The sequence below is a fragment of the Pseudescherichia vulneris genome (assembly GCF_902164725.1).
Classification (GTDB): Bacteria; Pseudomonadota; Gammaproteobacteria; order Enterobacterales; family Enterobacteriaceae; genus Pseudescherichia; species Pseudescherichia vulneris.
Genome location: NZ_LR607338.1, coordinates 951,290 through 963,078, shown reverse-complemented (window position 1 = coordinate 963,078; position 11,789 = coordinate 951,290). Strand labels below are relative to the sequence as shown.

Here is an 11,789-nt window from a genome sequence, read left to right as displayed (position 1 = left end):
CATCGCTGTTTAACCAAAAAAGCCGCTGATTTCTCAGCGGCTTTTTGTTGGCTTGCGTTTCCCAGTACCGTTACGCGGAGGCGGCTTTAGACTCGGCTAAGTCTTTCTCATCCATCTGCGTCATGCGGTTCAGCTTCGACGCGGTGAGCAGCATCAGCACCGCGATAACGCCGGTCACTATACCAATCTGCAGGAACACGCGGCCATAGACATCAAGTGACATCAACGGGTCGGTCACGTTTTCCGGGATAGCCATCATGTTAGCCACGTAGCCCGCGATCAGGTTTGCCCCGGCGGTGGTCAGGAACCAGCTACCCATGATAAAGCCCATCAGACGCTGTGGAACCAGCTGGGCCACCATCGCCAGACCAAGACCGGAGATCATCAGTTCACCGATGCTCTGGAAGGCGTAGCTCGCAATCAGCCAGCTCACAGAGACGATCCCGGCGTCGCTGGCAAATTTAGCCCCCAGCGGCAGGATCAGGAACGCGGCTGAGCAGAGCACCATCCCGAAGGCAAACTTAAACGGCATCGGCAGCGTGTCGCCCATCTTGGTATAGATAGCGGCCAGAATTGGGCTACCAATAATGATCCAGAACGGGTTCAGGGCCTGATACTGCTCCGGCTCGAAGGCGATACCCAGAATAGAGTGCTCAACGTTGCGGATGGCAAAGAAGTTCAGCGAGGTCGGCATCTGGCTGTAGAGGACGAAGAACACAATCGCCTGCAGCATCAGAATAAAGGCCACGATCATCTTACGACGCGCCGCGCCGTGCATTGAGAAGGTCTCTTTGGCAAAGATAATCACGATACCCAGCGCCACAACCGCCAGTACCATACGGGCGATGCCCTGGTTGTGCAGCAGCCAGGTCGCAGCGGCGATCAGGACCACAACGCCCGCGATGGTGGCCAGCAGGCTACCGACGCGCAGCGGTTCAAAGTCCGGCTTCGAGCCGTACTGTTTAACCCAACGCTTACAGAATAAAAAGTTCACGACGGTGATCAGCATCCCGACCACGCTCAGCGAGAAGGCCACGCTCCAGCCAAACTTCGCCGCCAGCCATGGGGTCGCCAGCATAGAGAAGAACGAGCCGATGTTGATGGACATGTAGTACATGGTGAACGCGCCATCAAGACGCGGATCGTCTTTCGCGTAGCAGGTAGAGAGCAGCGAAGAGGGGTTGGCCTTAAACAGGCCGTTACCTACCGCAATGGTCGCCATACCCATATAGACAACGGCCGCATCATGACCGGACCAGGCCACCAGCGCATAGCCGATTGCCAGCACAATCGCGCCCAGCAGGATAACGCGTTTGGTACCGAGGATCTTATCACCCAGCCAGCCGCCGATGGCCACCAGACCGTATACCAGGGCGCTGAAGGAGGAGAACAGCGTAATTGAGTCGGATTCTGACATACCCAGCTGTTTCACCAGGTACACTGCCATGATCCCTTGCAGGCCGTAGAAACCGAAACGCTCCCACAGTTCAATGGAGAAGATCAGGTAAAACGCCTTGGGCTGTTTGAAAGCGTTCAGGCTGACGCTCTCAGTTGGTTTGTTGTTTGCAGTCGACACATATACCTCTTTTTTTACATCCCATATTAACGGGGGTGTTCAGTGCGCGATGGCCAGAGTCCATCGAGCTTATAGTTATAAGGGAGGGGAAACGGCGGGTAATGTTCCCTATCCAGCACGCTGAGGCAATACCTTTGTAATAATCTGTTACATATAAATTGACCGCTATAAAGCGCCAGTTGGAAGAATGTTATTCAGCGTTAAATTTCGGCTTTAGCATTTTGATAGTTTTTTCCACTAAAAAAAATCGGAAGCCTGGGGCCTAAGGCGATATGTTCTGCTATTTCAGGCGTCAAGCAGCGCAATGGCCCACTATTGCTAAAAACAGTGGTTTAATCTACCGCTGATTGCTTATGGGGTGCAGTCTGGTGCAGGTGCGGGACTTACTATTGAAACATTTTTTTAACGTCTGGCGGGTTGAGTGATCTCTATCACAAATGTATAGAAATTTTTTGTATTAAAAAAACGATTAACCTTAAAAAGTAATAACCAGCCGAGTTTTATCACGTCCTGCGTTGGCATGAAAACATAAGCTGGCATTATAAAGGGGAAAAGCAGGGCGGGGAGAAGCTCACTCGTAAACCTTCTCCCGGTACTCGCAGAGATCTTCGATAATGCAGGAGCCGCAGCGTGGCTTACGGGCAATACAGGTGTAGCGGCCATGGAGGATCAGCCAGTGGTGGCAGTCGACCTTAAACTCGGTCGGGACGACCTTCAACAGCTTCTCTTCCACCTGCTCAACGTTCTTACCCGGAGCGAACTGCGTTCGGTTACTGACGCGGAAAATATGCGTATCGACGGCAATGGTCGGCCAGCCAAAGGCGGTGTTCAGCACCACGTTGGCGGTTTTGCGTCCAACGCCAGGCAGCGCCTCCAGCGCGGCACGATCCTCCGGCACCTCGCCGCCATGCTGCTCCAGCAGGATCCGGCAGGTTTTAATAACGTTCTCCGCCTTGCTGTTAAACAGGCCGATGGTCTTGATATAGGACTTCACTCCCTCCACGCCAAGGGAGAGCATCGCCTCTGGCGTGTTGGCGACAGGGTAGAGCTTCGCCGTCGCCTTGTTGACGCTGACGTCAGTGGCCTGGGCTGAGAGCAGAACCGCAATCAGCAGCTCAAACGGTGAGTTAAAGTTCAGCTCGGTGGTGGGGTGCGGATTATTCTCCCGAAGACGGGTCAAAATCTCCAGACGTTTTACTTTGTTCATTATGCCTTCCCGGGCGTGGCAGGGGTCTCTACATTAGCGGTATCGACGGCAGGTGAAGCGGCTGCTGCGGCTGCCTGACGTTTTTTAGTCCGCTCATCGATGAGGTATTTTATTGCCAGCATCATGCCCAAGCCAATAAACGCGCCTGGAGGCAGCATCGCCAGCAGGAAAGGTGAATCGGTATGGAACACCTCAATGCGCAACACCTTCGCCCAGCTGCCCAGCAGGCCATCCGCGCCGTCAAACAGCGTGCCGTTACCCAGCACTTCGCGCAGGGAGCCGAGCACGAACATGGCGCAGGTGGCCCCCATGCCGATAGAGAAGCCGTCCAACGCCGAGAGCACCGGGCCTTTTTTCGCCGCAAAGGCTTCCGCGCGACCCACCACGATGCAGTTGGTGACGATCAGCGGGATAAAGATCCCCAGCGACTGATAGAGTCCAAAGGCATAGGCATTGATCAGCATCTGCACCGCGCTCACCACCGAGGCGATGATCATGACGTAGATCGGAATACGGATCTCTGAGGGCGTCCAGCGGCGCAGGGCGGAGATGGTCAGGTTGGTCAGGGTCAGCACCAGCGTCGTCGCCAGACCGAGACCCAGGGCATTAGTGGCGGTGGAGGTCACGGCCAGCAGTGGGCACATCCCCAGCAGCTGCACCAGCGCCGAGTTGTTCTTCCACAGCCCCTGAACAATAACGTCTTTAATTTCGCTCATGGTCTACTCTCCGCAAGAGGGTAAGGAATTAAGCTGGGCGGGCAGGGTTTGCGCATACAGGCCAGCACGTTTAACGGCGTTCACCACCGCCCTGGGGGTGATGGTTGCACCGGTAAACTGGTCAAAATCGCCGCCGTCTTTCTTCACCGCCCAGTGGCTATCAGACGCACCCGCAATGCTCTTGCCGCTGAAAGAGGTGATCCAGCTGGAGAGGCGCAGTTCGATCTTGTCGCCAAGCCCCGGCGTCTCATGATGCTCGGTAACCCGCGTGCCCAGCACCGTGCCGTTAAAATCTGCGCCAACCAGCAGCTGAATAGCGCCGGAGTAACCATCCGGCGCGGTAGCTTCCATCACCGCCGCCACGGGCTTGTCGTCCTGGCGGGCGATATAGATCCGCCGTTCGCCCTTGCCCAGCTCTGGAGCGTTTACCAAATAACAGCTCTGGCTAAGATCGTTATTATAGATATTGTCCGGCACCACCTGGTCAAACAGCGTCTTCTGCTGGATGGCAGCCTGCTCGGCAATAGTGGATTTGGTCAGTTGGGCGATAGCTGCCGTCAGGCCGGTAGAGCAGGCGGCGAAGAGCGCCAGCGTTACGCCGTGTTTCTGCATGGTCTTTAACATGGCGGCTCCTCAGCGATGGCCATACGCGCGCGGACGCGTGTAGTAGTCAATTAACGGCACGGTGATATTCGCCAGCAGCACCGCAAAGGCCACGCCGTCCGGGTAGCCGCCAAAGCTGCGGATGAGCCATACCAGCATCCCGGTCAATGCGCCAAAGATCAGGCGACCTTTGTTGGTTGTCGAGGCGGTGACCGGGTCGGTGAGAATAAAGAAGGCCCCAAGCATGGTCGCGCCGGAGAAGAGATGCAGCGTCGGCGAGGCCAGGCTTTCCGGCGAGAACAGCCAGCCCAGCGTGGCGCAGAGGGTCAGCGTCACAAGGAAGCTAACCGGAATATGCCAGCGGATCGCGCCTTTCCCCAGCAGGAAGACTCCACCAAGCAGATAGGCAAGGTTGACCCACTGCCAGCCCGCGCCTGCCAGCACGCCGCTGTAAATAGGGTACTGCATAATCTGATCGACGCTGTGACCGGCGTGCAGCGAGGTTTTAAAGGTGTCCAGCGGGGTAGCCTGGCTAACCCCGTCGATGCCCATCCGCAGGGTGTCCATATTGGCACCGCCCGCGCTGTGACCGGTGAAGATAACCTGAAGCGCATCCATAAAGCCGGGCACGTTGGCGGCAATCTCATGCGGCGGTAGCCAACTGGTCATCTGCACCGGGAAGGAGATCAGCAGCACGACGTAGCCGATCATCGCCGGGTTAAAGGGGTTATGCCCAAGGCCGCCGTAGAGCTGCTTGGCAATAATCACGGCAAAAATGGTGCCCAGAACCACCATCCACCATGGGGCGAACGGCGGAATACTGATCGCCAGCAGCAGACCGGTCAGCAGGGCAGAGTTATCTTTAAGGATGGCGCCTGCATTTTGTTTACGCAGCGTAAGGACTAACCCTTCAGCGACGAGGGCGCTGATGCCTGCCAGTACGATCTGTACCAGCGTCCCCCAGCCAAAGAACCACGTCTGCACGGCGATACCGGGCAGGGCCGCGAGCAGAACCAGCATCATAATCCGTGATGTCTGGCGCTGATTGTGCGTATAGGGGGAGCTTGCGATTCGAAAAACCATCTATTCCTCGTTAACTGCCTGTTTTGCGGCTTTCTTAGCCTGAGCCCTGGCAATCGCCGCAGCGACGGCCGCTTTACGCGGATCGTCATTGGCTGCCGGGGTATCTACTATTTTATTCACGACCTTCTCGGCAGCCTGCTGCTGTGCCTTACGCCCTTTCGCACGGGCGATAGCGGCCTCGACGGCGGCTTTACGCGGATCGGCCGCGGCGGCCGGCTCAACGGCTACAGGTTCAGGCGAAGCTTCTGGAGCAGGTGTCTGGGCCGCTTTACGCGCTTTCGCCCGAGCGATAGCGGCTTCTACCGCAGCTTTACGCGGATCGACGGACTCGGCTGTGGTCTCTGCGGCTGGCTGCTGGGCTCTTTCAGCCTGACGCGCACGGGCCTCGGCCTTGCGGGCTTCGCGAGCGGCAATCATCGCGCTGTTATCTGGCTCGGCACCGGCCTGAACCACCACCGGCTGGGTGGCGCGCTTCTGTTTCTCACGCACGCGGGCCAGGGCGGCATTCACCGCATCCTTATCTTTGGCGGCTGGCTGGGCAGCGGATTTCTTATGACGCTCAAGACGTGCCGCTTTCTCACGTTCCAGACGGGCCTGACGCGCTTCAAAGCGGATCTTCGCCTCGGCGGCACGCTTCTCTTCCTGGGCGATAGCGTAGATCTCGGCCTTCTCCTGACGGAAATACTGCACCAGTGGAATATTGCTTGGGCAGACCCAGGCGCAGGCCCCGCACTCGATGCAGTCCGCCAGGTTATGGGCGGTGGCTTTATCGTGCTGCTGGCCTTTACTGAACCAGTAGAGCTGCTGCGGGAGCAGATCCGCCGGGCAGGCGTCGGCACAGGCGCTGCAGCGAATACAGCCTTTCTCTTCCTGCGTCTCGCCCATTTCGCTGGCCGAAGGGGCCAGCAGGCAGTTGGTAATTTTGACCACCGGCACGTCCAGCCACGGCAGGGTGAAGCCCATCAGCGGGCCGCCCATGATCACCAGCTGTTCACCGGAGGGGCAAAAACCGGCGGCATCAAGCAGGTGGCGCACCGGCGTACCCAGCCGCGCCCAGACGTTACCCGGCTGCGCAACAGCTTCGCCGGTCAGGGTCACGACGCGCTCGGTAAGGGGTTCGCCATCGACAACTGCACGCTTAACGGCAAAGGCGGTCCCCACGTTTTGCATCAGCACGCCGATGTCTGACGAACGACCACCGTGCGGAACTTGCTTGCCGGTGAGGATCTGCGTCAGCTGTTTTGCGCCGCCGGAAGGGTATTTGGTCGGGACCACGCGCAGCATGATGTCGTGCGCATTCGCCAGCACCGCCCGCAGCATCGAGATAGCCTGCGGCTTATTATCTTCAATACCGATCAGCACCTGGCGCGGCTGAAGAATATGCGCAAGGATCCGAATGCCCTCGACGATCTGCGCGGCGCAGTCCTGCATCAGGCGATCGTCGGCGGTGATATACGGCTCGCACTCGGCGGCGTTAATAATCAGCGTTTCAATTTTATCCCCGCCGCCCTGCAGTTTATTGCCGGTCGGGAAGCCCGCGCCGCCAAGCCCGGCCACGCCAAACTGGTGGATACGCTCAATCAGCTCGGCACGGGAGCGGGAGCGATAGTCGCTCCAGCCGTCGCGTTCAATCCAGCGGTCTTCGCCGTCAGCATCAATGATGACGCTCAGCTCGGCCAGCGCCGACGGATGCGCGGTAGAGTGGGGGGCAATCGCTACAACCGTCCCGGAGGTGGGGGCGTGTACCGGCAGCATACGTCCACGACCGTGGGTCAGCGGCTGGCCGCGCAGGACGCGATCGCCCACGGCGACGCACAGCTCGCCCTCAGCACCGATGTGCTGCTTCAAAGGAATGACGAAACGCCCCGCCAGCGGGATCTGGCGCAGCGGCGTACCGTTTGACTGAGTTTTCATCTCTGGCGGATGGATGCCGCCGTTGAAATCCCAGAGCTTATCTTTTTTAAACGCGGAGAATAGCTTAAGCATGTTGTTCCACAGGAATAATGCGTACCGGAATGGTTTGCAGATCCCATTTCCAGCTTTCAGTCGTTGTCGCGACGGGACGCAGGTCGATACACTGCGTCGGGCACGGAGCAACACAGAGATTACAGCCGGTGCAGAGATCGCTGATGACCGTGTGCATGGCGCGGGTTGCGCCGACGATAGCGTCAACCGGACAGGCCTGGATGCACTTGGTACAGCCAATGCAGTTCGGCTCGTCAATGACCGCCAGCATACGTACCGGCTCAACGGCCTCGGCATCGTCACCAATTGGCTGCGGGTCGACGTTCAACAGCGTGGCGATTTTAAGCATCACCGCTTCGCCGCCTGGCGCACAGCGGTTGATCTTCTCGCCCTGGCTGCCTACGGCTTCGGCATAGGGGCGACAGCCGGGGTAGCCGCACTGGCCACACTGGCTTTGCGGCAGCAGGTTATCTATTTTTTCGACGACCGGATCGTCCTCCACCGCAAAACGGCGCGAGGCGTAGCCGAGAATCAGGCCAAAGATCAGCCCGAGCACGCTCAGGGCCGCAATGGCTATCCAGATAGCAGACATTACAGCTTCACCAGACCACTAAAGCCCATAAAGGCCAGAGACATTAAACCCGCGGTAATCAGCGCGATGGCGTTACCGCGGAACGGTGCCGGTACGTCCGCCACCGCTAAACGTTCGCGAATAGCGGCAAACAGAACCATCACCAGCGAGAAGCCGACGGCAGCGGAAAAACCGTACAGCGCCGACTGTAAAAAGTTATGACCGAGGTTGATGTTCAACAGCGCCACGCCCAGCACCGCACAGTTAGTGGTGATCAGGGGCAGGAAGATCCCCAGCAGGCGATAGAGCGCTGGGCTGGTTTTGCGTACCACCATCTCGGTGAACTGCACCACCACGGCGATGACCAGAATAAAGGCCAGGGTGCGCAGGTAGATGAGATCGAGCGGAATAAGAACAAAGGTGTCGATCAGCCATGCGCAAATAGAGGCCAGCGTGAGCACAAAGGTCGTCGCCAGCCCCATCCCCATGGCCGTCTCCAGCTTTTTGGAGACCCCCATAAACGGACAGAGGCCCAGGAACTTAACCAGCACGAAGTTATTAACCAGTACGGTTCCGACAAACAGCAACAGGTAATCAGTCATTATTCAGCCTGAAAAAGAGTAGCCGCCTATTATCGGATAAATCGATCCGGGCGACAACAGTACAACGAATAGGGTTAATTATGGGTTTACGAAGGTCTTCTTGACCCGCTGCGATCGCTTGAAATAGGGCACGATCAGCGCGGCAGCCAGCAGCGGAAACAGCAGCTGGCGCAGCGCCAGGGTATCCGAAACCGGCGAAAATGCAAACGCCTTCAGCGCCAGCAGAATGGTGATGAGCAGCCAGATAATATAGTGCTTCGGCACCAGCCGACGGCGTTTAAAGAACGCGACGGTCAGCCACAGGGTGTAACCGCCCATGGCGATAGCAAAGATAAACGAGGTATACCACAGCGTTTTATCTCCGGCGCTTTGAGCATTCAGCACGGCGGTCATCTCAGGCGTCAGCAGCACAGCGGAAAATCGCGCTACCACCAGCAGCGTACCCAGCAAGGAGACCAGCAGCCATGCGAGCGGGGCGAGCAACCATCCACCAATGCGTTCAGCAGGGCGTTCAACAGGCGTTGCGGTCATATCATTCTCTCCCCTGGCGTGGCTCAATCTCTTTTGCAGGGCGAGAGTATAAAGGATTATACAGCGAATGCTACCCGCGCTATTTCCTACCGCACTTGGCGACAAATGACCGTCGCGGCAAGCGTTTAAAAATAACGCGGGCGTGCGCTATTTTGCCTGAACGGTAGCAGCAGGTTCCGGCGGCTGGTAGTTATCAATATGGCTGGCAACCCCCAGCAGTATGGCGCTTACGCCCAGCACAACCCACCCAGCTAATTCAATGATTCGGTTCATTATTCCAGACATACTTTTCTATTTCTCCCTGTATATAGAAATGGCATAGTATCGATGCAAAAAAGCCTCAGCAAGTAACAAACCATATTTTCGGCCTATTCGCAATTGGAACGTTAAAGTGTGCTATAGGATGTTTTAGATAAGTTATAAAATGCATATTATTGTGAACACTATGTTTTGAGAAAATTATGTTTAGGATTGAACTATCCCTACGCACTGATGAGAGGCAGCACGATGAATGATAAAATTCGGGTCGGATTAATTGGCTACGGTTACGCCAGCAAGACATTTCACGCCCCGCTGATTGACGGCACATCGGGCATGGAGCTGGCCGCGATCTCCAGCAGCGATGAGGCGAAAGTGAAGGCGGACTGGCCAACGGTGCCGGTCGTCTCTGAACCTAAACACCTTTTCAACGATCCGACTCTCGATCTGATTGTCATCCCGACGCCCAACGATACCCATTTCCCGCTTGCCAAGGCGGCGCTGGAGGCGGGCAAACACGTGGTAGTGGATAAACCCTTCACCGTGACACTGTCACAGGCGCGTGAACTGGATGCGCTGGCGAAATCGCTGGGGCGCGTGCTTTCGGTGTTCCACAATCGCCGCTGGGACAGTGATTTCCTGACGGTGAAGGCGCTGCTGGCCGACGGCGCGCTGGGTGAGGTGACCTATTTTGAGTCGCATTTCGATCGCTTCCGTCCGCAGGTGCGTAACCGCTGGCGCGAGCTGGCCGGGCCGGGGAGTGGTATCTGGTACGATCTGGGCCCGCACCTGCTCGACCAGGCGGTAAATCTCTTTGGCCTGCCGGTGAGTTTGACCGTCGATCTAGCCCAGCTGCGCCCAGGGGCGCAGGCCACGGACTATTTCCATGCGGTGCTGAGCTATCCCCAGCGCCGTGTCGTGCTGCACGGAACGTTGCTGGCGGCGGCCGAGTCGGCGCGCTATATCGTGCACGGCACTCGCGGGAGCTACGTCAAGTATGGCCTCGACCCGCAGGAGGAGCGGCTGAAAAATGGCGAGCGACTGCCGCAGGAGGACTGGGGCTATGATATGCGCGACGGCGTGTTGACCCGCGTGCAGGGTGAAGAGGTCGCTGAGGAGAGCTGGCTCACCGTACCGGGGAACTATCCGGCTTACTATGCCGGCATTCGCGATGCGCTGAACGGCGTGGGCGAGAACCCGGTTCCCGCCAGCCAGGCGATTCAGATTATGGAGCTGATCGAGCTAGGTATGGAGTCGGCTAAACATCGCTCAACGCTCTGCCTGGCATAACGCTGCCTGACGTAACTCTGCCCGACATTAACGAATGTGCCGCCCGCCTGGGCGGCATTTTTTACGCGGTGCGCAGGCTATCTTTTAACGCCTGCTTCTCTGCGGCACTCAGGAACGCCACCTCAAGGCCGTTGATTTGTGCCTGGCGGATCTGCGCCTGGCTCAGGCCTGCCTGCGGGGCCGCCACGCGATATTCATGAATAATATCTACGCCCTGAACCGCCGGATCGTCGGTGTTGATGGTCGCCAGAATGCCGTGCTCAAGGAAGGTTTTCAGCGGATGCGCTTCCAGCGATGCGACGGTGCTGGTCTGGATGTTGGAGGTCAGACAGGACTCAATCCCGATGCGCTGCTCGGCGAGGAAATCCATCAGGGCCCGATCCTCAATGGCTTTCACCCCGTGGCCGATACGCTCCGCGCCCAGCTCGCGAATCGCCTGCCAGATGCTCTCCGGCCCGGCGGCTTCACCGGCGTGGACGGTAATGTGCCAGCCCGCGTCGCGTCCACGGTTAAAGTGGGTCAGGAACAGGCTACCGGGGAAGCCCAGCTCGTCCCCGGCCAGATCCAGCCCGGTGATGGCATCGCGGTGGGCCAGCAGCGCCTCCAGCTCCTCAACGCAGGCATCCTCACCAAAGGTGCGGCTTAGAATACCGATCAGGCGAGCCTGGACATTAAAGGCCTCGCTGCCCTGGCGCACGCCCTCAATGACCGCTTCAACGACGCCCGCGACCGGCAGACCGTGGGTCATTGCCATATAGCGGGGGGAGAAGCGCAGCTCAACATAGTGCAGCCCGTTGCGTGCGGCATCTTCCATATTCTCAAACGCCACGCGACGGCAGGCCTCCAGCGAGGCCAGCACCTTGACACCCCAGTCCAGCTTCGCGAGGAAGCTCACCAGATCCGGTTCGTTAGCGGTCACCTGGACATGCGGACGCAGCGATTCAAGCGAGTCGGCGGGCAGGGTAAGGGAAAACTCACGGCCAAGGTCAAGAATGGTTTGCGCCCGGATGTTGCCATCCAGATGGCGGTGAATGTCGGTCAAAGGCAGGTTAGCGTCAATCATGGTTGCACTCTTTTTTAGATGAAGTGCAGAGCATTATAAAAATAAAACGCTACGGAAAGCTATATTGCGCAAGGAAAATTTCTCTTGCGCAATATAAATCATCATAAAGCATTGATCCCGGAAATCAGTGGCGAGGTGATGAATGAGCTTCTCTTATGAGGCATCTGCCACTCTGACTTGGCATATGTACGAAAGGAGAGGTCATATGCTTATGCCCGGGTTCGTTACGAATAAAGCACTTGCTTGCTGGCAATGGGGGCGGAAAAACAAAAGTATCAATCGGGGAAATGTAGTATCGTTTACACTTTTCCCGCTACATGACAC

General features: G+C 57.6%; 12 protein-coding genes. 1 reads left to right on the top strand and 11 read right to left on the bottom strand.

Going from position 1 to position 11,789, the window contains the following annotated elements; translation table 11 throughout:
- Positions 1–70: 70 nt before the first annotated feature.
- The 10 genes from dtpA to blr form a co-directional block, all read right to left on the bottom strand.
- Entirely contained in the window at positions 71–1,576 is a 1,506-nt protein-coding gene (gene dtpA, locus FN633_RS03860; protein WP_154056813.1) for a dipeptide/tripeptide permease DtpA, read from the bottom strand.
- 571 nt (positions 1,577–2,147) lie between these two features.
- Entirely contained in the window at positions 2,148–2,783 is a 636-nt protein-coding gene (nth, locus tag FN633_RS03850; protein ID WP_154056812.1) for an endonuclease III, read from the bottom strand.
- Positions 2,783–3,499 (bottom strand): electron transport complex subunit E, encoded by a 717-nt coding sequence (locus tag FN633_RS03845; RefSeq protein ID WP_154056811.1) that lies wholly within the window; start codon positions 3,497–3,499, stop codon positions 2,783–2,785. Before FN633_RS03845 ends, nth begins: the two co-directional genes overlap by 1 nt.
- A gap of 3 nt (positions 3,500–3,502) precedes the next feature.
- Positions 3,503–4,123 carry an electron transport complex subunit RsxG gene (rsxG, locus tag FN633_RS03840; RefSeq protein ID WP_154056810.1) on the bottom strand — a complete coding sequence of 207 codons (621 nt, stop codon included), beginning with the start codon at positions 4,121–4,123 and terminating at the stop codon, positions 3,503–3,505.
- A gap of 9 nt (positions 4,124–4,132) precedes the next feature.
- Positions 4,133–5,185: an electron transport complex subunit RsxD gene (gene rsxD, locus FN633_RS03835; RefSeq protein WP_154056809.1), complete on the bottom strand. Its 1,053-nt coding sequence runs from the start codon at positions 5,183–5,185 to the stop codon at positions 4,133–4,135.
- A complete protein-coding gene (rsxC, locus tag FN633_RS03830) occupies positions 5,186–7,171 on the bottom strand; it encodes an electron transport complex subunit RsxC (RefSeq protein WP_154056808.1) in 1,986 nt (661 codons plus the stop codon).
- Positions 7,164–7,742 carry an electron transport complex subunit RsxB gene (rsxB, locus tag FN633_RS03825; protein ID WP_154056807.1) on the bottom strand — a complete coding sequence of 193 codons (579 nt, stop codon included), beginning with the start codon at positions 7,740–7,742 and terminating at the stop codon, positions 7,164–7,166. Before rsxB ends, rsxC begins: the two co-directional genes overlap by 8 nt.
- Positions 7,742–8,323 (bottom strand): electron transport complex subunit RsxA, encoded by a 582-nt coding sequence (rsxA, locus tag FN633_RS03820; protein WP_042393740.1) that lies wholly within the window; start codon positions 8,321–8,323, stop codon positions 7,742–7,744. The genes rsxB and rsxA overlap by 1 nt, the downstream gene beginning before the upstream one ends.
- A gap of 78 nt (positions 8,324–8,401) precedes the next feature.
- Entirely contained in the window at positions 8,402–8,854 is a 453-nt protein-coding gene (locus tag FN633_RS03815; protein WP_154056806.1) for a DUF2569 domain-containing protein, read from the bottom strand.
- A gap of 147 nt (positions 8,855–9,001) precedes the next feature.
- Positions 9,002–9,127 (bottom strand): division septum protein Blr, encoded by a 126-nt coding sequence (gene blr / locus FN633_RS03810; RefSeq protein ID WP_042393736.1) that lies wholly within the window; start codon positions 9,125–9,127, stop codon positions 9,002–9,004.
- Positions 9,128–9,361: 234 nt separating this feature from the next.
- Here blr and FN633_RS03805 point away from each other — a divergent pair, with 234 nt between their 5' ends.
- Positions 9,362–10,402 carry an oxidoreductase gene (locus tag FN633_RS03805; protein ID WP_154056805.1) on the top strand — a complete coding sequence of 347 codons (1,041 nt, stop codon included), beginning with the start codon at positions 9,362–9,364 and terminating at the stop codon, positions 10,400–10,402.
- Positions 10,403–10,463: 61 nt separating this feature from the next.
- Here the strand turns inward: FN633_RS03805 and add are convergent, their stop codons facing one another.
- Positions 10,464–11,465 (bottom strand): adenosine deaminase, encoded by a 1,002-nt coding sequence (add, locus tag FN633_RS03800; RefSeq protein ID WP_154056804.1) that lies wholly within the window; start codon positions 11,463–11,465, stop codon positions 10,464–10,466.
- Positions 11,466–11,789 lie beyond the last annotated feature (324 nt).

Bases quoted from the DNA above. Each gene is read 5' to 3' on its own strand.
- FN633_RS03815 (WP_154056806.1), bottom strand. From the start codon at position 8,854: ATGACCGCAACGCCTGTTGAACGCCCTGCTGAACGCATTGGTGGATGG.
- blr (WP_042393736.1), bottom strand. From the start codon at position 9,127: ATGAACCGAATCATTGAATTAGCTGGGTGGGTTGTGCTGGGCGTAAGC.
- rsxG (WP_154056810.1), bottom strand. From the start codon at position 4,123: ATGTTAAAGACCATGCAGAAACACGGCGTAACGCTGGCGCTCTTCGCC.
- rsxA (WP_042393740.1), bottom strand. From the start codon at position 8,323: ATGACTGATTACCTGTTGCTGTTTGTCGGAACCGTACTGGTTAATAAC.
- rsxC (WP_154056808.1), bottom strand. From the start codon at position 7,171: ATGCTTAAGCTATTCTCCGCGTTTAAAAAAGATAAGCTCTGGGATTTC.
- add (WP_154056804.1), bottom strand. From the start codon at position 11,465: ATGATTGACGCTAACCTGCCTTTGACCGACATTCACCGCCATCTGGAT.
- FN633_RS03845 (WP_154056811.1), bottom strand. From the start codon at position 3,499: ATGAGCGAAATTAAAGACGTTATTGTTCAGGGGCTGTGGAAGAACAAC.
- nth (WP_154056812.1), bottom strand. From the start codon at position 2,783: ATGAACAAAGTAAAACGTCTGGAGATTTTGACCCGTCTTCGGGAGAAT.
- FN633_RS03805 (WP_154056805.1), top strand. From the start codon at position 9,362: ATGAATGATAAAATTCGGGTCGGATTAATTGGCTACGGTTACGCCAGC.
- rsxD (WP_154056809.1), bottom strand. From the start codon at position 5,185: ATGGTTTTTCGAATCGCAAGCTCCCCCTATACGCACAATCAGCGCCAG.
- rsxB (WP_154056807.1), bottom strand. From the start codon at position 7,742: ATGTCTGCTATCTGGATAGCCATTGCGGCCCTGAGCGTGCTCGGGCTG.